Origin of the sequence: Pseudomonas sp. Sample_10 (assembly GCF_004321495.1) — a bacterium.
Lineage (GTDB): Bacteria > Pseudomonadota > Gammaproteobacteria > Pseudomonadales > Pseudomonadaceae > Aquipseudomonas.
In genome coordinates this window covers 1-23,900 of record NZ_RCOE01000059.1, presented here as the reverse complement: position 1 = coordinate 23,900, position 23,900 = coordinate 1, and the positions used below count along the sequence as shown (strand labels likewise).

The 23,900-nt window shown below is 55.9% G+C and carries 21 protein-coding genes and 1 pseudogene; 15 read left to right on the top strand and 7 right to left on the bottom strand.

All coding sequences use genetic code 11. From position 1 onward, the window contains the following. The first annotated feature begins 36 nt into the window (after positions 1-36). From D8U18_RS04740 to D8U18_RS04725, 4 genes are all read left to right on the top strand, one after another. On the top strand, positions 37-924 hold the full coding sequence (locus D8U18_RS04740) for a LysR family transcriptional regulator (protein WP_131107138.1): 888 nt from the start codon (positions 37-39) through the stop codon (positions 922-924). A 426-nt stretch (positions 925-1,350) separates the two neighbouring features. Beyond that, positions 1,351-2,520: a nucleoid-associated protein gene (locus D8U18_RS04735; protein WP_241664291.1), complete on the top strand. Its 1,170-nt coding sequence runs from the start codon at positions 1,351-1,353 to the stop codon at positions 2,518-2,520. Between the two features lie 40 nt (positions 2,521-2,560). Further along, positions 2,561-4,237, top strand: coding sequence for an AAA family ATPase (locus tag D8U18_RS04730; RefSeq protein WP_131107136.1), 1,677 nt, complete (start codon positions 2,561-2,563; stop codon positions 4,235-4,237). After that, positions 4,230-5,390, top strand: a complete 1,161-nt coding sequence (locus tag D8U18_RS04725; protein ID WP_131107135.1) for a hypothetical protein — start codon at positions 4,230-4,232, stop codon at positions 5,388-5,390. Before D8U18_RS04730 ends, D8U18_RS04725 begins: the two co-directional genes overlap by 8 nt. 514 nt (positions 5,391-5,904) lie before the next feature. Here the strand turns inward: D8U18_RS04725 and D8U18_RS04720 are convergent. After that, a pseudogene (locus D8U18_RS04720) lies at positions 5,905-7,335 on the bottom strand (IS1182 family transposase). 156 nt (positions 7,336-7,491) lie between these two features. Here D8U18_RS04720 and D8U18_RS04715 point away from each other — a divergent pair. After that, positions 7,492-8,046 (top strand): GNAT family N-acetyltransferase, encoded by a 555-nt coding sequence (locus D8U18_RS04715; protein WP_056856626.1) that lies wholly within the window; start codon positions 7,492-7,494, stop codon positions 8,044-8,046. A 296-nt stretch (positions 8,047-8,342) separates the two neighbouring features. Here the strand turns inward: D8U18_RS04715 and D8U18_RS04710 are convergent, their stop codons facing one another. The 3 genes from D8U18_RS04710 to D8U18_RS04700 form a co-directional block, all read right to left on the bottom strand. Further along, complete coding sequence (locus tag D8U18_RS04710; protein ID WP_131107134.1) at positions 8,343-8,753, bottom strand: DUF5329 domain-containing protein; 411 nt, start codon at positions 8,751-8,753, stop codon at positions 8,343-8,345. A 25-nt stretch (positions 8,754-8,778) separates the two neighbouring features. Beyond that, positions 8,779-10,353 (bottom strand): phospholipase D family protein, encoded by a 1,575-nt coding sequence (locus tag D8U18_RS04705; RefSeq protein WP_131107133.1) that lies wholly within the window; start codon positions 10,351-10,353, stop codon positions 8,779-8,781. 322 nt (positions 10,354-10,675) lie between these two features. Then, on the bottom strand, positions 10,676-11,497 hold the full coding sequence (locus tag D8U18_RS04700; RefSeq protein ID WP_131107132.1) for an AraC family transcriptional regulator: 822 nt from the start codon (positions 11,495-11,497) through the stop codon (positions 10,676-10,678). A gap of 95 nt (positions 11,498-11,592) precedes the next feature. Between D8U18_RS04700 and D8U18_RS04695 the strand changes: the two genes are divergently transcribed. Both D8U18_RS04695 and D8U18_RS04690 read left to right on the top strand, forming a co-directional pair. Beyond that, complete coding sequence (locus D8U18_RS04695; protein WP_131107131.1) at positions 11,593-12,549, top strand: threonine dehydratase; 957 nt, start codon at positions 11,593-11,595, stop codon at positions 12,547-12,549. A 214-nt stretch (positions 12,550-12,763) separates the two neighbouring features. Then, positions 12,764-13,225: a hypothetical protein gene (locus D8U18_RS04690; protein WP_130930233.1), complete on the top strand. Its 462-nt coding sequence runs from the start codon at positions 12,764-12,766 to the stop codon at positions 13,223-13,225. Between the two features lie 77 nt (positions 13,226-13,302). On the opposite strand, the gene D8U18_RS04685 is transcribed toward D8U18_RS04690, so the two are convergent. Beyond that, positions 13,303-14,331, bottom strand: a complete 1,029-nt coding sequence (locus tag D8U18_RS04685; protein ID WP_131107130.1) for a D-cysteine desulfhydrase family protein — start codon at positions 14,329-14,331, stop codon at positions 13,303-13,305. A gap of 226 nt (positions 14,332-14,557) precedes the next feature. Here D8U18_RS04685 and D8U18_RS04680 point away from each other — a divergent pair, with 226 nt between their 5' ends. Together D8U18_RS04680 and D8U18_RS04675 are read left to right on the top strand one after the other, a co-directional pair. Further along, on the top strand, positions 14,558-15,778 hold the full coding sequence (locus tag D8U18_RS04680; protein WP_130907079.1) for a YbfB/YjiJ family MFS transporter: 1,221 nt from the start codon (positions 14,558-14,560) through the stop codon (positions 15,776-15,778). Continuing rightward, a complete protein-coding gene (locus tag D8U18_RS04675) occupies positions 15,775-17,010 on the top strand; it encodes an MFS transporter (RefSeq protein ID WP_177434988.1) in 1,236 nt (411 codons plus the stop codon). Before D8U18_RS04680 ends, D8U18_RS04675 begins: the two co-directional genes overlap by 4 nt. Here D8U18_RS04675 and D8U18_RS04670 read toward each other — a convergent pair. Continuing rightward, positions 16,994-17,875: a LysR family transcriptional regulator gene (locus tag D8U18_RS04670; RefSeq protein ID WP_131107128.1), complete on the bottom strand. Its 882-nt coding sequence runs from the start codon at positions 17,873-17,875 to the stop codon at positions 16,994-16,996. The two genes, D8U18_RS04675 and D8U18_RS04670, sit on opposite strands and share 17 nt — an antisense overlap. A 260-nt stretch (positions 17,876-18,135) precedes the next feature. Here D8U18_RS04670 and D8U18_RS04665 point away from each other — a divergent pair, with 260 nt between their 5' ends. The 4 genes from D8U18_RS04665 to D8U18_RS04650 are packed head-to-tail and all read left to right on the top strand — an operon-like array spanning position 18,136 to position 21,755. After that, positions 18,136-18,450 (top strand): DUF485 domain-containing protein, encoded by a 315-nt coding sequence (locus tag D8U18_RS04665; protein ID WP_056856618.1) that lies wholly within the window; start codon positions 18,136-18,138, stop codon positions 18,448-18,450. Further along, positions 18,447-20,120 (top strand): cation acetate symporter, encoded by a 1,674-nt coding sequence (locus D8U18_RS04660; protein WP_131107127.1) that lies wholly within the window; start codon positions 18,447-18,449, stop codon positions 20,118-20,120. Before D8U18_RS04665 ends, D8U18_RS04660 begins: the two co-directional genes overlap by 4 nt. A gap of 57 nt (positions 20,121-20,177) precedes the next feature. Beyond that, positions 20,178-20,732: a cytochrome b/b6 domain-containing protein gene (locus D8U18_RS04655; protein ID WP_130904539.1), complete on the top strand. Its 555-nt coding sequence runs from the start codon at positions 20,178-20,180 to the stop codon at positions 20,730-20,732. A gap of 3 nt (positions 20,733-20,735) precedes the next feature. Further along, positions 20,736-21,755 (top strand): nitronate monooxygenase, encoded by a 1,020-nt coding sequence (locus D8U18_RS04650; protein WP_131107126.1) that lies wholly within the window; start codon positions 20,736-20,738, stop codon positions 21,753-21,755. Positions 21,756-21,957: 202 nt separating this feature from the next. Here the strand turns inward: D8U18_RS04650 and D8U18_RS04645 are convergent, their stop codons facing one another. Further along, positions 21,958-22,845 carry a LysR family transcriptional regulator gene (locus tag D8U18_RS04645; RefSeq protein ID WP_056856614.1) on the bottom strand — a complete coding sequence of 296 codons (888 nt, stop codon included), beginning with the start codon at positions 22,843-22,845 and terminating at the stop codon, positions 21,958-21,960. A gap of 115 nt (positions 22,846-22,960) precedes the next feature. Here D8U18_RS04645 and D8U18_RS04640 point away from each other — a divergent pair, with 115 nt between their 5' ends. Together D8U18_RS04640 and D8U18_RS28695 are read left to right on the top strand one after the other, a co-directional pair. After that, positions 22,961-23,629 (top strand): MOSC domain-containing protein, encoded by a 669-nt coding sequence (locus tag D8U18_RS04640; RefSeq protein ID WP_131107125.1) that lies wholly within the window; start codon positions 22,961-22,963, stop codon positions 23,627-23,629. Continuing rightward, positions 23,629-23,787 (top strand): hypothetical protein, encoded by a 159-nt coding sequence (locus D8U18_RS28695; RefSeq protein ID WP_177434987.1) that lies wholly within the window; start codon positions 23,629-23,631, stop codon positions 23,785-23,787. The genes D8U18_RS04640 and D8U18_RS28695 overlap by 1 nt, the downstream gene beginning before the upstream one ends. The last annotated feature ends 113 nt before the right edge of the window (positions 23,788-23,900 follow it).

Genomic DNA, 23,900 nt, shown 5'->3' with positions numbered 1-23,900 from the left:
AAGACAATAAACGGAGCAACCGTTGGTACGAAATAGATGAGCGGCCTTGAATGGGAAAGTCAGCGAGTGTTCCTGGCAGTGTTGCGCAGTGGCAGCCTGTCAGGCGCCTCCAGATTGCTGGGCATTGCGCAGGCAACGGCTCGTCGACGCCTGGAAAGCCTTGAAACGGGTCTGGGGGTGAAGCTGTTCACCCGAACCTGCGCTGGCCTGGTGCCTACTGCATCGGCACGTGGGCTTGTTCACCATGTCGAATCCATGGCGATGGCTGCCGAGGCGTTCAATCGCATGGCCAGTGCTGAAACGGACGTATCGTGCGGCACTGTCAGGCTCACCAGCAGCGCCTTTTTGGGCGTTGAGGTACTCCCCGGTTTGCTGCGCGAGTTTCATTACAGGCACTCAACGTTGAAGCTTGAAATCAGCATCAACGATTCGCTGGAGAACATTGCCCGACAGGAGTCAGACATCGCTGTGCGGCTCGTGCGGCCCAGAGAAGCCGAAGTCGTCGTGCGACGTGCTGGTGCTCTGCGAGTCGGCCTCTACGCAAGTGCGCTATGCCTTGAACGCTATGGCGAACCTGCAAGTCTTGAGGCCCTGCGTCGTGCGCCGCTGATTGGCCCCGACCGACGATCCGCCGACAGGCGTCGGCTGATCGAGGCGGGACTGTGTGAGGACCAGCCATTTTCTATTGCCACCGATAACCACCTGGCTCAACTCGCTGCGCTGAGAAACGGCCTTGGGTTTGGCTTATGTCCAGCCACCGTCGCAGCGACCTATGGACTGATCCGGGTTTTGCCTGACAGCTTCGGCTTCGACGTTGATGTTTGGATTGCCATGCACAATGACCTGCGCAACGTCGGGCGGATTGCCAAAACATTTGAAGCCCTGAGTGAGGCGCTGTCGCTTTACCTGGACGAAAGCGCTTAGCCGAGAACGGCCAGGACACGTCATTCGAAGCGGGCGGCTTTCGGCCAGAAGCGGCCCTTCGATCAACGCGCCTTCTACCCTTTCGAGTACCTGACGCGTGATCGTCGAGCACCTAAAAAAACGCGCTCCTACCGATTGACGCACTACCATCGCGTTAGAGAGTCTGCACATTGACAGATGAGCTGAGTGGTACTGCACGCTGGAATGCGGAGCCAACCCATAACGGTTCCGAATTTCCGGCGGGCTGTCAGTTGCTGCATGAAGAACCTCGTAAGGCCGTCAAGAAGGGATTGGCGCAATGAAGGCAAAAGGCTATTCTCGCTTCGACACGACTATCATGGAGCGTGCGCCTGATTCCGCTCACTCACCCCTTTCCGGCGTCTAGCCCTCATTTTGAAGCTGTTTTAAAAGGAATTTATCTTGAATATGCCTGAAGAAAAGATGGTTTCAACAAGCTCTACTCAGTCATCTCTTCACCAGATGATCGTCTTGAATGCAATTACGGCAGATCTATTCAAAATTCAGAACGGAGCATTGACATATTACGATGCGAAGATAGGAAAAAACTGGGATCTCAGAAAAGATACGGCGCTAGATTTTGTTAACGTAATTGAGCGAAAGTTTGCGAAAAACAATAAATTTCATGGTTATTTTTCTCCTAAAAATCAACACATTGCTCCAGTAGTTTTGCAGAAATTCGTAGATGGAAAGATTCACTTCGATCAGCTTGTTAAGGCGTTTGTTGATAATGCTTGCGACGAAGCTAACTTGCCCAGTCGTGGAACTTTGACCTTGGGTCACTTGGTGATGATCCATTACAAGACTCAGAATGACGCCGATGATGTCGGCAGATTTCTAGCTGTACTTGTTGGTAAGCAAGATGGATTCGACTTCGATTCTGATCTCCAACCAGTAGATCTAACAAGCATTAATACTAGCGAGCTTCGCCACGCGGCAATGTTTGACTTGACGCTATTCAAAGAGACCTTTCCCAGAAATGATGGAGATGCATACCTAAAGTTCATTACCGGAAAATCAAAGAGTGCATTTCTGAAAGACGCTTTTGGGTGTGCTGATCACGTCCCCAATCGAGATAGTGTGGAGCAAGTGCGTGCCGCTGTATTAGACTTCTTGAATGACCCCTCTATCCCAGAAGTACGGCGCTTAAAGATCGTAGATGGTGTGACTATGCATCTTGTGGTTGCCGCAAAAAGAAATATTTCCGTCTCTATTCAGGATATTCAGAAAGTAATAAATGACTCTCTACCTTTGGGGTCAAACAAGATAGATAGTTTTAGTGGCTTTGTAAACGATGGTGGTTATGCGATTAGTGAAAGATTTCAGCCTACCCGCATAAGTGCACAACTTTTGCAGAGCGTAGAGATCACTGATCCTCAAGTTGGCTTTAAGTGCAGCGTTAATCTTCAGGCCATTAGCTACGCTGACGCTGAAAACAAAAAAGTTATAACGGTAGATGAAGACCTTACAAGCATAAATATACCATTAACTCCCCAAGCGCGAGAGGTCATCAAGAAGATACTCGGTAGAGGATCACAACTAGATCCGCAACTAACAAATGCCGTCGACAACTACTGATACCGATAAAGGAAAATAAATTGTCGAGATAGACCTTCCTATGAGATTGGTTCATATTTATATAAATGAGCACAAGGGTGTTCGGGATCTAAATGTTTCCCTAGGTGGGGAAACTGTGTTTGATGTTGACGGATATAATCTTAGTATAGAGTATAGGGTTGACACATCCAGCTATTACAATGGGTATCAATGTTCTGCGATCATCGGAGCCAATGGCGTTGGGAAAAGTACGATTCTGGACTTTCTAGAGTCTGTTTACTTCCCAATAGACTCCAGCGGAATTCTTATTTTCCTAGATGAAAATTCAAAAATTCACGTTTGCCAAATTAACTACCCAGTACTCCATTGTCCGGAGCCACTCGACAGATATGATGACTACGAGGCGTTTGCAAAATTATTTAGTACCGTCCTAGTTAAAATAAATAACGTATCAGCAGCTCAATCTAGATTAGGGTACGAAAGGAAACAAAAGCACTCTCTGATCCAAGAAAGATCATTGGAGCACTATACTACGGGTGCTAGCCGAAAGAAAATGTACTTTGATAACTTGCTTGATTACCTGAGATGGAATCAATCGAGCAGCAATATTGTTCAGGATGTAGGTTTTGAGTTCAGATTTCAAGACTCATTTAGGCGCATGAAATCTTTGGTTCGACCTGACATGTACTCTCCTAGTCGCCGGGTGGAGTTGGAGAATGCCTACAATACTATCCAGAAGAAGAGGGAAATACTGAACCCAACTGGTGGAGAGGATATTTTTGAGTTTCTAGTGGCAGCGCTATCGACGTCGATTATCGTCGAGCTCGCAGCAAGCTCAGGCACTTCGCGCCCAGTAGTCTTGGCTGTCCTGCATGTGCACTTCATCAACGCTCTTGCCGTCGGCGATTTAGATTTCCGTCGCAGTATTTTTCAGTCACTAGAAGCTCTAAGGTACGACGAAAACTGGGACGTATTTATCAAAGACAAGCAAGAAGGGGGCATCAAGTCCATTAGCTCAGTTGACGTTGATATCAATAGAATGCAAGCGATTTATTCTGAATGCTTAGAGACTCTTCGTGATATTTCCGAAGTCTTAGTTTCATGTCGCCGCATATCCGTCGATGAGAGCGGATCTTTGATTGTTTTATTAGACGAATTTTCCTTTGCAAGCAAAGCGGTGTATTTGTCAGCAAGGCTTCCGAGAAATATACTTTCCAATATACATTGGGGGTGGAGGGGTATCAGCACGGGGGAAATGGCTTACATTCACCTTTTCTCTGAGACTTACAATTGCGCGAAAAAATCAAAAAATGCAAGTTATATAATAGTCATTGATGAGGCAGACCTTTACCTTCACCCTGAGTGGCAACGAGGATTTCTTGACTCCTATCTTGAGTTGCTAGAGAGGTTGGGTTGGAAAGGCGCGCGACCACAGATAATAATTACCACGCATTCTCCTATTATTATAAGCGATTTTTTACCTCAAGATATTGTTTCGTTAGTAAAAGATGCCAGCGGCATGGTTGAGATTAAAAAATCACTTGGTTTTGGAACCAATATTACAAACTTATTTATTGATGGAATGCATCTCACTGCCACGGTCGGCGAGCACTCGAGAAAAGTCATCGTCTCGCTTGTAGAAAAATCAGAATCTCAGAATTTAAGTTCCTTAGATAAGGAGTTAATCAAAGGGATGGGCAACAAATTTGTCAGAGAGTACCTTCTGCAGAATGATTAAATTCGACTTCTTGCCTAGCGCCGACCTTAAGGCCAAGTATGATTTTCGCGTTACTGCGAGAGCTCAGCAGAAAATGAATGCGTATATTCTTACGCTTCCAATTAAGTATCAAGCTAGATTTACGTATTTTGATGAAGCTAAAATAAATGAGCTTTTGAACTGCCTTCCAGGCGAAATTCTTGGCCATATATATGATGTTTATGGAAGGTTTCCAGAACTAGCAGATAGATATTGGCCAGCATATTTTATAAAAGATGCACCTATCCCTCTTGGTGTAGATAAATATGGCGCCCAAACGCGTGAAGAGAAGGCTATTTTAGATGGGCTGTCGGCGCAGGCAATCGCTTATTTAGAGCCAATTGCTGGGCCGCAGCTGACCTACATTAGTCACTTACTGATGTCGTTGAAAGAGGCTACAACCTATTCTGCTAAAAGAGATATCTTGGCGGATATAGCTAAAGCCGCGCAGGGAGAGAATTTAGCGACAGAAAAATTTAAGAGTTTATTTGATGATTGGATCAATGATTTCGAGAAGATTTTTAGCTACTCGGCACTCTCCTCGGATATCGGTCATGACATAACTGACGAGTGGAAGATACACATTTGTTTGTATTGCAATGATGAACCTATACAAACAAAAGGGAATCGCGTGAAGTTTAGAACGGATCTTGATCATTTCTATCCGAAAACTAAATTTCCGTTCCTGGCTGTGACACTATCCAACTTGATTCCGGCGGGCAAGACTTGCAATCAGTCCTACAAAGGAAATAAGGATATGACTGAATATGAGCATCCTTTTGTCAGAGGTGTCGGCCAGTCGCGTGTATTTCATTTAAGTATTCCATTTGGCGAGATAGTTACGGAGGAGAATTTCTCAGTAAGTGTTTTGGAGCAGGGTGGAAAACTAGATTTAAATTTATCCAGATTCGAGATTGGCCATAATTATGAGAATAGTGATGAAGTTAAGACTTGGGTGGCTGATGCGGCGGGGACGGTCGAGCTCATTGTGGGATGCAATAATCCGAAGGTGAAAGCTGCATTGATGAAAGGCTTAATAAAGGCTGACAAGCCAGCCCATCGTGAGCGGCATAAGAAATTCAAGGCTGATTCAATTAATCAGTTTGCTGGCAAAGATATTGTGTCATTCCCCTAAGAGTGGGGCGTTAGGGGGCTCTGACCCAACAGAGTGGAAACTCTTATATAGATCGATACTCCCTATCTTGAGGCAGGTACTTTTCTCGCTTGTGCATGTCGGCAAATGCTTTTCGAAATAAACAAAATCTCAATAGCAACGAGCAACTTCTACCTCTGCCCAACCCTCTGGAGCACCTAGCCTAGTTTTGTACATGCGGTTCTTGAATGTCAAATTCTCACAACTGCTCAAAGGTTCTATGTATAGCCTCCGTCTAAAAAATCTATGCTACATGTAAGGCAGGGTCCACTCCTTCGCAAATGACATCTTCGGACGTCTTCTGCCCGTTGCCACCGGCAGCTTTTGGCCCAGAGTGTGTAAAAACGCAATGGCTGTGGTGCAGTAATCGGTAGCTCTTCACTGCACTGAAGACTTGTAGGGGCCTCAACCAAGCCAAATTGGTGTTACTGGTTTTGCTTGGGGTTTTAGCCCCCGGAGCACATGCCAGATGCACTATCAGGCCGCTAAAAAGGCCTCAGGCCTTTATCGCCTCCATCAAGGCATCGCTGCCCAACAGCCGCAACACGCGTTTGAGGTTATAGGCGAGCACATGCAGGCTCATCTCGGTACTCACTCGGCCTAGGGTTCTGGTAAGGAAATGCGTGGAGCCCATTCAGGACTTCAATGTGCCGAAGGGATGCTCAACCGTTTGGCGCCGGATGCGCATCATTTCTGGCGCTTGATCAAGGCGACTTTGCATCGCCTCGAGTACTGATTCATGCTCCCAGCGGCTAACTCGCCGCTCAGAACTGGGCGTGCACTGCTGCTTCAACGTGCAACTATTACAGTGTGAGCTCCAGTAACGATGGAACTTCAGCCCTTTCTCAACGTGTGAAAAACGCCAGATCAAGCTTTGCCAAGCAGGGCATCGATACTCGTTTGTTGATGCGTCATAGATGAAATCATCTTTGCCGAAACGGCCAGCCGCTGTCGCTCCCGAGGTCACCGTCTTGGGTACGAAAACGGTGACGCCAGCCTCATGGCACGCGAGAATTTCTTCACCCTTGAAATACCCTCTGTCTGCGACTGCCGACAGTTCTTCGACACCCATGGCCGCTCGGGCATGCATGGCCATAGAACTCAGTTGGTCTCGATCAACACCATCATTCGTTACTTCGTGCGCCACGATCAGGTGGTGCTTCGCATCGACCGCCGTTTGAACGTTGTAGCCGACCATTCCGGTTCCGCGCGTTTTCATTGATCGAGCATCAGGATCGGTTAGCGAGATCTGTTTATCCGGTGTTTGGTTTAGCTGTACCTCGATTTCCTTGAGCTCCTGCATCTTGGCTTTTAAGGCCGCGATCTTGTCATGGAGCCGTTCGGCTTAGACCTGGGCAACGGAAGGCTCGCGACGGTCTGCGGTATCGAGTGCTGTCAGATAGCGATTGATACTGGACTCAATTTCCTCCATTCGCCGCTTAAGCTTGGCGCTGGTGAAGTTCCGATCCCGATTGTTGACCGCCTTGAACTTGCTGCCGTCGATGGCAACGAGCGCTTCCGAGAACAATCCCAGTTGCTGGCACAGCACCACAAATTGACGGCAGACTCCGCGGATTGCCTTGCCATTGTCTTTGCGGAAATTGGCGATGGTTTTGAAGTCGGGCATCAAGCGACCAGTTAGCCACATCAATTCGATGTTGCGCTGGGCTTCTCGTTCCAGGCGCCGGCTTGATTGAATGCGGTTGAGGTAGCCGTAAATGTAGATTTTCAGCAGGATCTCAGGGTGGTAAGCAGGCCGACCAGTATCGGCTGGAGTGACACCTTCAAAACCCAGCTTGGCTAGGTCAAGTTCGTCGACAAAGACGTCGACTACACGCACCGGATTGGTATCGCTGACGTAGTCGTCGAGGCTCTCGGGAAGTAAGGTGCCTTGGCCTCGATGTTCACCTTGGATAAAGCGCTTCATGGGCGATCCCTGCGATGAAATCCTCAGAAATCATAGCAAGGGTTCACGAAGGCGTTTTTCACACTCTGGGCCAGAAGCGGACACTCGACACTCCAGCTAATGGTCTGAGAAAGTACCGATCACACCCGCCACAGTGCTCGCGAAGGATTTCATGCCATGGATTGCCCCCCCACACTTTACACCAGCCGCCTGATCCTCACGCCGCTTCAACTGACTGATGCGGCGGCGGTGCAGCAGTTGTTCCCCCAATGGGAGGTCGTCCGATATCTGGACAGCCGCGTCCCATGGCCATATCCGCAGGATGGCGGGCTGGTTTACGTGCGCGATATGGCTCTACCCGCCATGGCCGCGGGACGAGAGTGGCACTGGATGATTCGCACGCTCGCTCAACCTGAGCGCAGCATCGGTAGCATCAGCCTGTATGACCAGCCTGGCAACCACAGAGGCTTCTGGCTCGCCCCGCAGTATCAGGGGAACGGCTACATGCGCGAAGCCTGCAAGGTCATCAACGCCTACTGGTTCGAAACATTATTGCGCCCGGTCATGCAGGTGCCCAAGGCCGTCGCCAACCACGCTTCGCGCAAGGTGTCCCAACATGAAGGCATGCGCATGATCGAGACACGGGAAGGACGTTTTGTCTCCGGGGCCATGCAGGTTGAAGTATGGGAGATGACGCGAAGCGAGTGGCTCGCCGCAAGGACTGAATCTTGACCTGGTTTTATGTCAATGCGAGCTATAGGCCCCTATCGGCCCAGACTGTGTAAAAACTCTCACGGGGGCTCGACTGGTTAAAAACGACCAAAAAATTTCGAGCCTATGTAAATTTCAGGTCTGTTGACCCCACGCGCTTTTCTAGATTGACATAGGAGCGCGCACTTCGATTTTTGGTCGGCGTTTTTACACACTCTGGGCCGATTGCAGCCCCTCACGACAGGCAGCAATCGGCCAAAAGCGGACGGTCAAGCGTCTCTTTGAAGCAGGCGAAGAGATGTAGCACCGTGAGAAAATCAGTTGCTGCCCTTCTTGAGTTGCCGCTGCCTCTGCAGCTCTCTCTTCAACCAGGTGCTGGCCGGTTCCACGACATCTGAACATCGCACCTCATAGGCGCGGCCACTCATACTGCTTTTAGTGGCAGCAAGCTCGATGAAGTCTTCTGCGCTGTGCACCTTGTTCTTGTCTTCGAGATAATCCAGCTTCTTCTGCAGATGCGCTCGAGCCCGGGGACCTGGGTATTGGTTTCCATTGCGCACAAACTGACACTCACTGTGTTCGACAAAGTCCAGCAAGCCTTTTATCTCTTGATTGACTTGAGGTGTGGGCAGAACTTGCCCTTCAGTGACGATGGCGAAAAGGCTGATACCCGCGGCCATTATCAAGCGGCTGATCAGCAGAGCCGTGCGCCTCATCCACATCTGCATGATTAACTCCAGTGCTCAACGTTGGCTATAACATCTTCTCCAGCCCAATCGTGCTGCTCAGCCACGAATTGAAGCGTCGCCACCAACTCCCTGGCTCCGTGGTCAATGTATGCGGTTTGCCGTTGTCCTCGGTAACCCAGACCAACTGGTTCTTTTCCAGCAGGACATGGTAGCTGAGGGGCGGTGACATACCTTCCAGGGCCAGTTCGCGCACCCGTCCGGCAAGTTGCGGATTATCCACCAACACCCCGACTTCGGTGTTCCACAGTATTGAGCGCGAGTCAAAATTGAACGAGCCGATGAACGCTTTCTGCTGGTCGAAAATCATCGCCTTGGTATGCAGGCTGGAGTCGGAACTATTGGAGGATCCGCTGTGAAACAGGCGCGGTCCGCTGTCGCTGTTGCCATTGTCGCCGGACTGGCGGCGCAATTCGAACAACTGCACACCATGCTTGAGCAAGGTTTTGCGATAAGGCGCGTAACCACCGTGTGCAGCGGGTACATCGGTGGCTTCCAGTGAGTTGGTCAGCAAGCTGATCGACACGCCGGCGTCGGCACGACTGGTCAAGTACACCACGCCGGGTTGGCCAGGCACCATGTAGGCTGAAACCATGATCAGTTCCTTGGTGACCCCGTTCAGCTCGGGTGCCAACTGAGTAGTCAAAAGCAAGTACGGGGGTGGTTCGCCTTCCGACAAGACCTTACTCGGTGCATCCCACATCGCAATGTTCCAGGCCCAGATCAGTTCTCCGCGCCAGACATGCAGGCGAGGATGAGTGGTGTAGCTCATCAATTGTTGGTAGAGCGCGTGATTCTGGATGCGCGTTTCCTCCAGGGATTCGTCCAGTCGGGTCCGCGTATTCTTCAGGTCCTTGGTTGTCGGCATGGTCCAGAGGAACTGCTCGATCGGCTTGCTCAGGGCACTGTTCCAGTACTGGTCAAAACTATGTCCCAGTTGTTCTGCAACCGGGCCGACACTGAGCATGTCGATGTCGGTGAAATTCTTGTTGGGTTCGGCATCGAAATACTCGTCCCCCAGGTTGCGCCCCCCGACGATGGCCACGCTGTTGTCCACCACCCACAATTTGTTGTGCATGCGCCGGTGTTGTTGCGACAGGTTGAACAGCCGGCCCATCGTTCGCGTCACAACGGTGCTGCGGCCCAGGTGCAGCGGATTGAATACCCGGATCTGAATCTTGGGGTGCGCAGCCAGCGACGCGATAATTCGGTCCAGGTCATCGCTGGTGGTGTCATCGAGCAGTATCCGCACACGGACTCCGCGGTCGGCGGCGTCGAGCAGTTCGCTCACCAGTATCCGCGTACTGATACCGTCGTGAACGATGTAGTACTGCAAGTCGAGGCTGCGTTGAGCGTTGCGAATCAGTTCGGCGCGGGCGGTGAAAGCTTCAGCGCTATCGGATAGCAAACGAAAGCCCGACTGGCCTTGATGCGGGGCTGCCTGGGCCTGGATAGAACGTCCGAACGCCGAATCGCTCGCAGGCAAGGCTTGACTGGGTTTGTTAGGGACATTGGGAGTTGTACAGCCACCAAACAGCAAGGTAAGCAACAGCAGAGCAAGCAGGGACTGTTTGGTTCTCACGGAGCGTACTCCGGGTGATGCGATCAGGGATGCCGGGTCCCGAAGAATGGTCGGTTGGTGCCACCAGCACTGCGGTGGTTTCGACCTTGCGCACTGTTTCTTCGATCTGCGGATTTGTTTTTGGAGAGTAGTTCATCCCGGTGGCAATTGCGGTGTTTGCATGACGCGCAAAAGAGGGTGTCGCCAGCAATCGACAAGAAAAAAATCAACTGCCAAAGCTTATGAAAATGACACCGCGACGCATTTTCATGGCAGCGCAGACACGTGCGTGCGCCACGCAGGCTTGGAGAGTAGAGCGGTTGAGCAGCGTGAAGATCAGGTGCTAACCCGATTGCGAATTCCTGCGCAACTGCGCCGGACTCACACCCAGGCGTTGCCTGAACAGGGTCGCCATGTGCGCCTGGGAGTTGAAACCGCAACGGTAGGCGATTTCCGTCAGCGTGGCGGTCGAGTCGCGCATCAGGGCGCGGGCTTTGGCGAGACGTCGGTCGATCAGGTAACTGTGCGGGCTCTTGCCGGTGGCACGTTTGAATGCCCGCATGAAGTAGCCTTCGGACAAGCCCAGCAATTGCGCCATTGCCTGAACTCCCAGCGGGCCATCGAGGCCAGCGTCAATGAACTCATCGAGCAAACGCAGGCGATTGCCGGTTATCGCGTCAGCGGTCGGGGTTGCGCATGCGGTGTTAGCCGTCGTCCTTTGCGCCAAGGCGAGCGCCCAGGCCTCCCAGTCATCCTCCACGGATGCCCGCAACAAGGCGCTGCGCAGTCGCAGGGCGAGGTTCGTGGCTTGCGGGTCGATGCGGTTGTTGAAGGCACGGTCGCCCGCCAGCGCGATACCGTCAGTGCGCAGCACTCGCAGGTACTCGCCGCCCCTTGGGGATTCGGATAAAACGTCACACCCGGCAGGTACAAACGCCAGGCCGTTAGGCACGGCATTGAAGGGCAGCACCCGGTCGCTGCCGATCGCGTGCACGCCTCGCTGGCTGTCGTAGGCAAAGCCAATCGCCGATTGAGGCGCGACATAGCGGGTCGCGTAGGCGCAGCCGGGGAGCAATTCGATCAGCCACGGCCCGACTTCGACACGGCGGACCGGTTCAGGCGGTGGGGGTGACGGTTGGCGGTTTCGATGGCTCATGAAGACCATACTAATCAACCGCGGGTAGAAAAGTCAGGTCAGTTTTCTGAAAGCCGGTAGAGGGCGGCGTATCTACACTGGGCAAAACCTCAGGGGAACAACTCATGCACAGACTGACTCGCGACGACATCGAACAAGCGGCCCAACGTGTTTATCAGGTCATGCCTGCCACTGCCCAATACCCCTGGCCCTTGCTGGCGCAACGGTTGGGTTGCACGGTGTGGGTCAAGCATGAAAACCACACGCCGACCGGTGCGTTCAAGGTGCGCGGTGGCATTACCTTCATGCATTGGCTTAAACGCGAGCATCCCGATGTGCAGGGCATCGTCAGCGCCACCCGAGGCAATCATGGACAAAGCCTGGCACTGGCGGCAGGTGCGGTGGGCTTGCGCGCCTTGATCGTCGTGCCGCAAGGCAATTCCCTGGAAAAGAACAACGCCATGCGCGGCTTCGGCGGCGAAGTGGTGGAGTATGGCCGCGATTTCGATGAGGCCCGCGAAGAGGCTGCACGCCTGGCACAGGCCCAAGGCCTGTACCTGGTGCCGCCGTTCCATCCTGAGCTGGTCAAAGGCGTGGCCACCTATGCGCTGGAGCTGTTCAAGGCTGCGCCGGATCTGGATAGCGTCTACGTGCCGATCGGCTGTGGTTCGGGGATTTGCGCAGTGATCGCCGCCCGTGATGCGCTGGGTTTGAAGACTGAAGTGGTGGGCGTGGTTTCCAGCGAAGCTGCCGCCGCGAAGTTATCGTTCGACACGGGAGCAATATGCGAAACCGCCTCGGCCGATACCTTTGCCGACGGCCTGGCGGTGCGCAAACCGATTGCTGAAGCCTTTGCTGTGTACGCCCACGGTGCGGCGCGAATCGTATCGGTCAATGATCAGCAGATTGCCGAGGCCATGCGGGTGTATTACACCGACACCCACAACCTCGCCGAAGGGGCGGGCGCAGCGGCCCTGGCGGCGCTCATGCAGGAGCGTGAAGCGATGCAGGGAAAACGGGTTGGCGTGATTCTGTCCGGCGCCAACGTCGACCAATCGGTGTTTGCGAACGTGATTGGGTAAAGCAGTGCCTGGGCAAGTGTATCGCTGTGTATCCGCAGCCCTTGTTCGGAGACTGGCTTACAAATGCCCTGCAAGCCGATACATCCTGGATACACGGTTGCAGTCAAATAGCCCTGCCTTAGCGAGAAAGCAGATGCGCCTCGCACCACGGCTTATCGCCCTTAGTGGCAATGACCTTAGCGGCCTGGCCGCACACAGTATCCGGAGAATCACCATGTCCCGTATGTCGAACAAATCCCGTATTGGCCTGATCGCTGTTGCACTGGCCGGCAGCATGAATCTGGCATCGACCGCATTCGCTGCCGACGCTCTGCCTCAGGGCTATCAGCTGGCCTCGGCGGAAAAAACCAGTGAAGGCAAATGTGGTGAAGGCAAATGCGGTGCCGACGAAGCCGGCGCGAAAGCGACCAAGGCTGGCGAAGGCAAGTGCGGTGAAGGCAAATGCGGCGACGCTTCGTTCGCCCGTACCGACACCGACCACGATGGCCGCGTTTCGCTCAAGGAACTGCTGACCGTAGCCCCGCAGGGTGGTGAAGAATTCAAGGCGATGGACACCAACAACGACGGTTTCCTCTCCGAAGGCGAGGTCTACAAGTTCCGCACCAATCAATACACCTCCAACGGCAAGAAAGTACCGACCGAACTGTTCACCAAGATGAGCAAGGCCCAAGGCTGATCACTCGACACAGCTGTAAAAAAACCTCCCCGGATTTGTGCCCGGGGAGGTTTTTTTATGTCTGGTGAAGTGCCAAGTCAGACGAACGCGCTTCGATAGGCAAACAGCCCGGGCAAGCCGCCAGTCATGACAAACAACAGGTTACTGCCCTGCGGGAATTCACCTCGGCCAATAGCGGCCAGCAGTCCGGCAAACGCCTTGCCACCGTAAACGGGATCGGTGAGCAAGCCTTCTTTTGAAGCCAGCAGGCGCACGGCTTCCAGCATCGCGTCGGTGGGCGCACCGTAGGCGTCGCCGCGTTGGCTGCCGTCGACGTTGATTGTGCTTTCAACCAGTGTTGCGGTGGGATCGAGCAGGTGCAAGGTCTGCCGGGTTTTTTCAAGCGTCGTGGCCAGCGCTTGTTGTTCGTCTGCCAATACCGAGTAACCGGTAATCTGCGTTGCCGAGCGGGCGAGCGTCATGCCAGCCAGCAAGCCCGAGTGGGTTCCGGCACTGCCATTGGGCACGATGATCCGTTCGAACTGCAGGTTCAATGCGTCAGCCTGATGCAGGATTTCTGCTGCGCAGGCAGCGTAACCCAGGGCGCCCCGGGGACTGGACCCGCCCAATGGCATGACAAAGGGCTTTTTCCCCAATTCACTGAGCTTTGCCACCAACTCGGCGGCGTAGGCATCCGCGGTCACGCCCCGCGCCAGTCGGTGCACGCTGGCGCCAAACAGATCGTCCAGCAGAACATTGCCGTTGTGGCAGAAATCGTTATCGGTGCGCACGGCTGACGGCGTCAGAATCAGTTCGCATGCCAAGCCATGGCGTGCGGCGACCGCGGCGGTCAGCCGCGCATGATTGGATTGAAAACCACCCCAGGTCACCAGCGTATCGGCGTTTTCGGCCAGGGCTTGCCCCAGTAGAAACTCCAGTTTGCGCAACTTGTTGCCGCCACCGCCGAGGCCGGTGAGGTCATCGCGTTTGACGTAGACGTTGCACCCATTGAGTTCGGGCAACTGGCTCAGGCGGGTCAGTTTCTGGATCGGTGTCGGGCCTTCGAGCAAAGTCACCCGTGGGTAGGCAGCCAGCGCGGCATCAAGATGATTCAAGTCGTGGGGCATGGAGTTTCGCTCGTGGAGGGAAAGAACGCAGTGCATCGGCCACTGTAAAAAAGCCCGGGGGTGAAGATATAGGGTGGTTGCGGAATTACTGTTGATACACGGTGTAACTAACGGAGCGTGTGTCCACCTTATCTGTAAGAAAGATAACCGATACCTGTTTAATTCGTTTATTGAGATATCTTGCGCGCGCGTACAGTCGGCCCAACTGAAGAAAGAGGGCCAGACGATGAACACTGTGAAGTCAATCACGACCGGTATCGCGTCACCACCCGCCAGCGTCTGGCGCGGAACGGTGGCCGGTTTTTCGGCCAGCCTCGTGGGGATCGGCCTGGCGCGATTTGCCTACACGCCGTTGCTGCCAGCGCTGGTCGGGGCGCATTGGTTCGACGCTTCCCGGGCGGCCTACCTGGGGGCGGCGAACCTTGCCGGCTACCTGGCGGGAGCGATTTTCGGCCGCTCACTGGCGGCGAAAACCTCAACCCGATTTACCCTGCGGGCGATGATGCTACTGGCAAGCATCGCGTTTTTTGCCTGCGCCTGGCCGGTGTCTTTCGCCTGGTTTTTTGCCTGGCGTTTTCTTTCGGGCGTTGCCGGCGGGGCCTTGATGGTCCTCGCCGCGCCAACGGTCCTGGCCCACGTTCCGCCATCCCGCCGAGGCCTGGCCGGTGGCCTGATCTTCATGGGCGTGGGCGTCGGAATCGCGGCTTCGGGGACGCTGGTGCCATTGTTGTTGCAGCAGGGTCTTGAACAGACCTGGCTCGGCCTCGGCCTGATCTCCCTGTTGCTGACAGTGCTGGCCTGGTGGGGATGGCCGACCGCGGATGCCCCGGTCAGCGGCACCTCACATCCGCGTCACTTTGCCGCTAACCGCACACTCAAGGCGCTGTATGCCGAATACGCACTCAACGCTGCCGGTTGGGTGCCACACATGATTTTCCTGGTGGATTTCGTCGCTCGCGGCCTGGGCCAGGGTTTGCAAACCGGTGCGCAATATTGGGTGCTGTTCGGCATCGGCGCGACCGTCGGGCCGTTGTTGGCCGGGCTGCTGGCGGATCGGGTCGGCTTCGGTCGCGCATTGCGAGTGTCGTTCATCATCGAGGCCGTTTGCGTCGCAGTTCCGGCTTTCGGAGTTGGCAGCGTCTGGCTGATGGCTTCCAGTGTCATCGTCGGCGCCTTTGTCACCGGAACCGTGCCGTTGGTACTGGGCCGCGTGCATGAAATTCTCGCCCATCATCCGGCTCGACAGACGTCAGCCTGGCAAACCGCCACGGTCGGATTTGCGCTGTTCCAGGCCGTCGCCGCTTATGGCCTGTCGTTCCTGTTTTCCTCCAGTGGCGGCAATTACAGTCTGCTGTTTCTCATCGGCACGCTGGCCATGTTGCTGGCCTTCGTCATCGATGTGCTGGCGGCTTTCCAGCGTCCGACAGCGGAGCCTCTGGTGAAATGAATTATGCCGAGCGCAATCGACTTTACTGGCGTCGCAACCTTGCCGTTTGTGTGTTCGGTTCGTTCACCACGCTGGTGAGCCTGAGCATGCTGTTGCCGTTCCTGCCGCTCTATGTGCAACAACTGGGCGTGACCAGCCAGGCCGATGTGGTGCAGTGGTCCGCCGTGGCGTTCGGCGCAACGTTTTTCGGCACGGCGATTACCGCGCCGCTGTGGGGTCGGCTGGCTGATCGTTTCGGGCGCAAGCCGATGCTGGTGCGTGCGGCCATCGGCATGGCCATCGTTATGTCGCTGATCGGCCTGGCGCGGGACGTCACCGATCTGGTGGTACTGCGACTGGTCGCCGGGCTGATCGGCGGCTATGCGTCAGCCTCTATTGTCATGATCGGTTCCCAGGTGCCGAGGGAAAAGGCCGGTTGGGCCTTGGGCGTGCTGTCGACAGGGGCGTTGTCCGGTAATTTGATCGGGCCGCTGGTGGGCGGATTCCTGCCGCAATGGGTAGGCATTCGCGGCACGTTTTTCGTCGGTGGCGCGATGATTGCGCTGGCGGCAGTCACCACCATCGCGCTCATCCGCGAGGACTTCAATCGGGCTCGGGATGGTGCTCGACGAGTCGACAACAATCAGGCACCGGATGAACGTTCCCGATGGCCTGTCATCGGCGCACTGTTGCTGACCGCGATGATGGTGTTGCTGGCCAACATGTCGATCGAGCCGATCATCACCGTTTACATTGGCCACCTTGGCGTCGCCCTGGATGAGCAGGCGCGGATCGCTGGTGTGGTGATGGCCTGTTCGGCGCTAGGCAGTATCTTGACCGCCGCCAGGTTGGGGGCACTGGCCGATCGGGTCGGCAGCTGGAATGTGATCATCGGCTGTCTGCTACTGACTGGCCTGCTGATGGTCCCTCAAGCCTACGTCACGCAATGGTGGCAACTGGCGGTGTTACGGGGGCTCATGGGCATGAGCATTGCCGGGCTGCTGCCGGCCATTGCCAAGTTGATCCGCCATTCGGTGGCAGAACACAACACCGGCAAAATTCTCGGTTACCTGCAATCGGCGCAGTTTTCAGGGCAGGTGATCGGGCCATTGATCGGTGGCCAGATCGGCGCGCATTTTGGCTTGCACCAGGTGTTTTTGCTGACCGCCGCGCTGCTGGTGTTCTGCGCTGCAGTCAACGGCTGGGTGAAAACCCGTTTGACTGCGATGCCCGGCTTTACAGCGCGGCAGTGACGCCCTCTACACGCACGCTTTGCAGAAAGGTCGCCAGCGCACTGGAAAAATAGCCGTCGATGCGCCGCACGAACACTGTCTCCACGTGAGCCAGTTCCGCGGGCAGTTCATGCACCGTCACCAAACCCGCGCGCGCCGCGTCGGCGATGACGCCTCTGGGCAAGAGCGTGATGCCGACGCCGGCGGAAACGCAGGCAATGATGGCTTCGATCGAGCCGAATTCCAGCGGCTCGGGCGCCAGCACGCCGAGCTGGGTCAGCAGCGTGTCCAGGCGTTGCCGATAGGAGCAGCCAAGGCGAAATACCACGGTCTTGAGGTTCTCGACCAAGGCGACATCGTCCATGCGCAGCATCGTTGGTGAAGTGATCAGCACCAGTTCTTCGCGAAAGGCGACTTCAGTGTGCAGTTCCGGGTGATTGACTGGCCCGACCACGAACGCCCCCTCCAGCTTACAGTCGAGGACGTCCTGGATCAGGCTGCACGTGGTGCCGGTGCGCACCACCGGGCGGACCTCGGGATAGGCCTTGGCGAACCGGGCGATCAGCTGTGGCAAACGTAACGCGAGGGTGGTTTCCAGCGTGCCGATTTCCATCACGCCTTTGGGATGGCCGTCATCGCGGGCAGCGCTGGAGGCGTCGGTCAGCAATTTCGATAAGCGCGCGGCAAAAGGCAGGATGCGGCGGCCGGCGGGCGTCACCTGCACGCCTTTGGCGCTGCGCTGGAACAACGCAACCCCGAGCTCGTCTTCCAGCGAGCGAATCCTCGAAGAAACATTCGACTGCACGGTGTTCAGTTCGGAGGCGGCCTTGTTCATGCTGCCGTGGCGCGCCACCGCGTCCACCACCTTGAGATCCGCTACATCCATCGACATCACCTATCTCAAAAAGTAATAGCCATTGCTATGGCTAACGCTACAAGGAGATTAGAGACGAGGTCCATTGAAGACAAGTGAAACGACGCTTTAGATTCACCAAAAACGATCAACGGAATCATTAATGATCATTTTACATGATCACCTGCCAGGCATAGGTTGAAGGGGCACAGATACCGCAGCCAGTGGCGGATCGAGTCTGAATCTGAGGCTGTGGAACAACAATAACGCAACCACTGCTACACGGAGTCAACGTGAATCATGCAACCGAGTCAGCCAGAATTCGCAACCACCCCCGGTACAAGGATTTGGTCTCACGGCAGCGACGGTTCGTCACCTGCCTGACCGCCGCAACCCTTGTCCCGTACTTCACGTTCATCCTCGTCGCCGCTTTCGCTCCCCAACTATTAGCGACGAAGGTTTCCGCCACCAGCATCATCAGCATCGGTTGGCCTTTGGGCGCGGTGTTCATCGTTGGGGCCTGGTTGTTTACCGGGCTCTATATTCATCGTGCCAACGGTGAATTCGATGACCTGACTGCAGAAATCCGCGCGGGGGCCATCGTATGAAACGCCTGCTTGTGAACCTCATCCTTCCGGTTCTGTTGTGCGTATTCGCCGCGCGCGCCATGGCCGGCGACGTCATCCAGAACGTCGAAAAACAACCGATCAACATCACGGCGATCAGCATGTTCCTGGTCTTCGTCGTGACGACCCTGGGCATCACCTATTGGGCCGCGTCCAAGACCAAATCCATGGACGATTTCTACACCGCCGGCGGTGGTATCAGCGGTTTCCAGAATGGCCTGGCACTGGCCGGTGACTACATGTCGGCGGCGGCGTTGCTGGGGGTCACCAGCATGATCTTCTTCAACGGCTTCGACGGTGTGCTGTATTCGATCAGCTTCTTTGTCGCCTGGCCACTGTTGTTGTTTCTGTTCGCCGAGCGCATCCGCAATCTGGGGCGTATCACCATTTCCGACATCGCCTCGTTTCGTCTCGACCAAAACCGCATCCGCACCCTGACCGCTTTCGGCTCGCTGACGGTGGTGTGCTTTTATCTGGTGGTGCAGATGGTGGGGGCAGGGCAGCTGATTCAGCTGTTGTTCGGCCTGCCTTACAACTATGCAGTGATTGCCGTCGGCCTGTTGATGGCGGTGTACGTGACGTTTGGTGGCATGGTTGCGACGACGTGGGTGCAGATCATCAAGGCCGGGTTGTTGCTGGTAGGCGGCACGCTGTTGGCCTTTCTGGCGCTGAGCAAGTTCGGCTTTTCCTTCGATCTGCTGTTCGAAAAAGCCGTGGCCGCGCACCACGATGGCGAACGGATTCTGCTGCCGAGCAAACTGGTGGCCGATCCGCTGTCGTTGATTTCGCTGGCATTGGGATTGGTGTTCGGCACGGCCGGGCTGCCGCACATCCTCATGCGCTTCTTTACCGTGCCGGACGCCAAGCAGGCGCGCAAATCGGTGTTCGTCGCCACGGGGTTCATTGGCTTTTTCTACCTGATTGTCGCGGTGCTGGGGTTGGCTGCCATTGTCATCGTCGGACAGGATCCGGCCTTCTACGAAGGCGGCAATCTGGCGGGTAAATTGATCGGCGGCGGCAACATGCCGGTGATGCACCTGGCCAAAGCCGTGGGTGGCGATCTGTTGCTTGGCTTCATTTCCGCCGTGGCATTCGCGACGATTCTGGCGGTGGTGTCCGGGCTGACCATGGCGGGCACATCGGCGATTTCCCATGACCTGTATGTGATGGTGGTCCGCAAGGGCAAAGCCGATGCCAGCGACGAGCGTCGCGTGTCGCGTATCGCTTCGGTGGGCATTGGTATCGTCGCGGTGGTGCTGGGGATTCTGTTCAAGGATCAGAACATCGCGTTCCTCGTGGCGCTGACGTTTGGCGTGGCCGCGTCGGTCAACTTCCCGATTCTGGTGCTCTCGATGTACTGGAAAGGGCTGACAACCCGCGGTGCGCTGATCGGCGGGGTCGCTGGTTTGGTGAGCGCGGTCGGGCTGGTCGTGCTCTCGCCGGCGGTGTGGGTCAAGGTGCTGGGCAATGCCGAAGCGATCTTTCCCTACGACTACCCGGCGATCATCTCGATGAACGTGGCGTTCCTGTTCACCTGGCTGGGCTCCATTACCGACCGCAGTCACGGTGCAGTGCTTGAGCGCGAGCGTTTCGACGACCAGTTGATCCGTGCCCAGACCGGGCTCGGGGCCGCCCAGGCGGTCAATCACTGAGATCGTCGCGGCGACTTTTCCCTTCCTGATTTGCGACCTCTGCAAAAGGAGTCAGCCATGCAACTTAGAGACAATGGCTTGAGATTTTCACCCATCACCGTGGCCTTGCACTGGGTCGTGGCGTTTTCCCTGCTGGCGATCTTCGGCCTGCAACTGTTGATCAATATCGCCGCCAGCGAAGCCCTGCAACTGCAACTCGGCAGGCTGCAAAACCTGGTGGGCCTGGTGCTGTTCCTCGTCTCGATCTATCGATTCTGGGCGCGGATCACTTCGTACCATCCACTGCCGGTGGGCACGCCGAATCCTATCGAAGTGATCATCAGCCGCTCGGTGGCGGTGTCGCTCGCCCTGGCGATGGTGCTGCTGCCGATTGCGGTCTGGGCTTCACGATGCGCAGCCGGTGAAGTGGTGGAATTGCCGGGTGGGTGGTGGATTCCGAGCATCCTGCCGGTCAATGAGTCACTCAAGCATGTGGTCGATGTGCTGTTCAACATCGGCGCCTCGGCGTTTCTCGCCGGGCTGGCGCTGCACATCTTCGGCGCGGTCAAAAATCACTTTCTCCTGAAGAACAACACGCTCAAGCGGATGCTGGGCAAACATGTGGAGCTGTGAGTCATGAACCAGGACAGACTTGATTTTGCCGGTAACGCCATTACCCGGCTCTGCGGCGTTCAGTACCCGATCTTCCTCGGCGGCATGGCGGCCATTTCCGGGCCGCAACTGGTGGCTGCCGTGGCCAATGCGGGGGGGATGGGGGTCCTTGGCGGCTTGCGTCTGCCGCCACTGACCTTGCGTCGCTGGATACAGGAAACCCGTGCCCTGACTGACCGACCTTTCGGCGTGAACCTGGTGCCGCAATTCGGTGGCCCGGATGTGTTCGAAGCGCAGTTCCAGGTGATCCTCCAGGAAAAGCCCAAACTGTTGTCGCTGTTTTATGCCGAGAAGTATGCCGCCGACATGATCCCCCGGGCCAAGGACGCCGGGCTGATCGTGATGGTGCAAGCGGGGTCGGTGGAACTGGCCAACATCGCCATTGCCCAGGGTGCGGACATCATCATCGCCCAGGGCAGTGAGAGTGGCGGGCATCTCAATCGCGGCACGATCGGCATCATGCCGTTGTTGACCTCGATCCTTGCGGTTTGCGAAGGCCGGCCGGTTCTGGCGGCGGGCGGCATCGCCCAGGGTGACGACGTCCGGGCGCTGATGTCGCTGGGTGCAAGCGGGGTGGTGGTGGGCACCGCGTTCATCGCCACCGATGAATCCAATGCCCATCCGCTGTACAAACAGAAAATCGTCGAGGCGACCACGGACGACACCGAGTACCGTACCGGTTACTCATTTGGCTGGACCTACGGCACACCCCATCGAGTGATTCCCAATCGGGATAAATGGAACCTGTTGCGTTTCATCGGCGGCGGCGCCCGGGCCATCGACAAGCCAAGGATGGCCGAGAAACTGTCGCTGTATGCGGGGCAGGGCGTGGGCAAGATCCACAGCGTTGTGCCGGCGGCGGAGCGCGTGGCGGAGTTGGCGCGGGGTTTGGAGCGGCTACCGGTCGCCGAGCTTGCCGTCACCGACCATGCCGCCACCGGGCGGTTCTTGCAGGAGCCGAGAAGGACGCTCGGCTGGCAGTAGCAGATTCAACATCACCGCTGACTGACGCAAAGCCTTCGCGAGCAGGCTCGCTCCTACACTGGATTTTTGCCAGGCACAAAATTTGTGTGCAGCGCAGATCCCCTGTGGGAGCCAGCCTGCTGGCGATGACGATGGCAAATCCAACATCACCGTTGACTGACCCCGCGCTATCGCGAGCAGGCTCGCTCCTACAGGTTTTGATTCACGCCACCGCCGGCCGGGCGATCTGTTGTTGCGCCAAGCCGATGAAGGCACTCATCGCCGAGGTGATCATCGTGTCATTACGGCGAATGAACACCGTGGAGACATTGGCGAATTCCGCTGGCAGTGTGTGACAGCGGATCGCATGGCGCACGCTGCAATTTTCTGCGATGGACTTGGGCAACAGGGTTACGCCCATTCCCGCGGCGACGCACGACAGGATGCCGTCGAGCGTACCCAGTTCCATGATCTGGTTCGGCACCAGGCCGACCTGATAAAACCAGTTCTCCAGCGTCGAGCGATAGAAGCACCCGGTGCGAAACACCAGCACGGTTTGCTGAGGCATTTTTTCGATGAGGGCGGGCAGGGTTTCAAACTGGTTGCTGCTGACCAGCACCAGTTCTTCGGTGAACACCTCTTCCTGGGCCAGCGCCGAATTCTGATGAAAGCCGCCGACAAACGCGCCATCGAGCCGATGCGCTTCAATCGCCTTGATCAACTCCACCGTGGTGCCCGTCAGCAGCGATAACTGCACGTCGGGAAACTGTTCGCGGTACTTGGTCAACACTTGCGGCAAGCGGATGGCGGCGGTGGTCTCCATCGAGCCCAATCGCAACAAGCCCGTCGGGCTGCCGGTGTCCATCAATGCGCTGCGGCTTTCCTCGGTCAGTTGCAGAATGCGCCGGGCGTAACCCAGGAAAGTTTCGCCCGCCGAGGTCAGTACCACGCCGGACTTCTTGCGGATGAACAGCTCGCGATTGAGCTCCGCTTCCAGCTCTTTGACGCGCATGGTGACGTTGGATTGCACCGTATTCACCTGCACAGCCGCGGCGGTGAAACTCCCCAGTTCAGCCACGGCGCAGAAAATCTTCAGCTGGCGCATTTCCATGATCGTTACCACCCATCATATAAAGTGATTGTGGACATATTTAATGATCACTTTACGAGCATTTCAGCGAATTAGTAAAGTGCTCGAAACGTTATGAAACGAGCGCAGTCCGCCGATGAAACTGACTTCAAACATTGATCATGTCTTCGCAGGAGGCTTGGCTGTCTTGCAGCCCGAAGGCCAGCAAACCGGCATCTACAAGCAACGCCGTGAAGGGCCGGTGCGTGTAGAGAGACAAGGGATTGTCGGCGATCAGCATGGTGACAGCCGCGTGCACGGCGGTCCGGAAAAAGCCGTTCATCAGTATGCGGCGCAACACTATGCGCGCTTGGCTGAAGCTTTCCCTGGCAGTGCCTCTGAGTTGAAGGCGGGAAGCCTCGGGGAAAACATCTCGGCACTCGGGCTGTGTGAGGTCAGCGTGCACATCGGTGATGTGTTCCAGGTCGGCAGCGCGGTGTTGCAGGTGTCGCAACCGCGCAGCCCTTGTTGGAAGATCAATCACCGGTTTGATGCTGAGCACATGTCGATGTTTGTCGCCAGGGAGCGCATCACTGGGTGGTATTACCGGGTCATTCAGCCGGGTGGGTTTGAGGCGGGGGACCGGATCGAGTTGCTTGAGCGGCACTCGGCGCGGTTTTCCATTGATGAGTTCTGGCAGGTGCAGTTGTCGCATCGGCCGGTGATTGATGATTTGCTGGCGTTGGCGGCTGCGCCGGGGCTGGCTGAGGATTGGCAGCGGCGTTTGTCGGAGCGGGCGAAGTATTTGCACAAACGTGCGGGTTGATGATTGATCTGACCGTTGCGGGCGTCGTCGATCCCTGTGGGCGCTGGCTTGCCAGCGATGGCGGTCTGTCTGCCGATGTGATTTTGCGGGTGTGCGCGGTTTACTGTGGGAGCCAGCCTGCTGGCGATTGCTTTGTTTTGGGCGACGGGGATTTTTGATTGAGTGCATATCCGTTGCTGCGGTAATGGCCATCTAGGATCTCCCGTGCGGGCACGGCCCCTGTGGGAGCTGGCTTGCCAGCGATGGCGGTCTGCCTGTCGATGTGATTTTG

Coding starts and splice junctions, on each gene's coding strand:
- D8U18_RS04740 (WP_131107138.1), top strand. CDS start 37: ATGAGCGGCCTTGAATGGGAAAGTCAGCGAGTGTTCCTGGCAGTGTTG.
- D8U18_RS04735 (WP_241664291.1), top strand. CDS start 1,351: ATGCCTGAAGAAAAGATGGTTTCAACAAGCTCTACTCAGTCATCTCTT.
- D8U18_RS04730 (WP_131107136.1), top strand. CDS start 2,561: ATGAGATTGGTTCATATTTATATAAATGAGCACAAGGGTGTTCGGGAT.
- D8U18_RS04725 (WP_131107135.1), top strand. CDS start 4,230: ATGATTAAATTCGACTTCTTGCCTAGCGCCGACCTTAAGGCCAAGTAT.
- D8U18_RS04715 (WP_056856626.1), top strand. CDS start 7,492: ATGGATTGCCCCCCCACACTTTACACCAGCCGCCTGATCCTCACGCCG.
- D8U18_RS04710 (WP_131107134.1), bottom strand. CDS start 8,753: ATGCAGATGTGGATGAGGCGCACGGCTCTGCTGATCAGCCGCTTGATA.
- D8U18_RS04700 (WP_131107132.1), bottom strand. CDS start 11,497: ATGGTCTTCATGAGCCATCGAAACCGCCAACCGTCACCCCCACCGCCT.
- D8U18_RS04695 (WP_131107131.1), top strand. CDS start 11,593: ATGCACAGACTGACTCGCGACGACATCGAACAAGCGGCCCAACGTGTT.
- D8U18_RS04690 (WP_130930233.1), top strand. CDS start 12,764: ATGTCCCGTATGTCGAACAAATCCCGTATTGGCCTGATCGCTGTTGCA.
- D8U18_RS04685 (WP_131107130.1), bottom strand. CDS start 14,331: ATGCCCCACGACTTGAATCATCTTGATGCCGCGCTGGCTGCCTACCCA.
- D8U18_RS04680 (WP_130907079.1), top strand. CDS start 14,558: ATGAACACTGTGAAGTCAATCACGACCGGTATCGCGTCACCACCCGCC.
- D8U18_RS04675 (WP_177434988.1), top strand. CDS start 15,775: ATGAATTATGCCGAGCGCAATCGACTTTACTGGCGTCGCAACCTTGCC.
- D8U18_RS04670 (WP_131107128.1), bottom strand. CDS start 17,875: ATGGATGTAGCGGATCTCAAGGTGGTGGACGCGGTGGCGCGCCACGGC.
- D8U18_RS04660 (WP_131107127.1), top strand. CDS start 18,447: ATGAAACGCCTGCTTGTGAACCTCATCCTTCCGGTTCTGTTGTGCGTA.
- D8U18_RS04655 (WP_130904539.1), top strand. CDS start 20,178: ATGCAACTTAGAGACAATGGCTTGAGATTTTCACCCATCACCGTGGCC.
- D8U18_RS04650 (WP_131107126.1), top strand. CDS start 20,736: ATGAACCAGGACAGACTTGATTTTGCCGGTAACGCCATTACCCGGCTC.
- D8U18_RS04645 (WP_056856614.1), bottom strand. CDS start 22,845: ATGGAAATGCGCCAGCTGAAGATTTTCTGCGCCGTGGCTGAACTGGGG.
- D8U18_RS04640 (WP_131107125.1), top strand. CDS start 22,961: ATGAAACTGACTTCAAACATTGATCATGTCTTCGCAGGAGGCTTGGCT.
- D8U18_RS28695 (WP_177434987.1), top strand. CDS start 23,629: ATGATTGATCTGACCGTTGCGGGCGTCGTCGATCCCTGTGGGCGCTGG.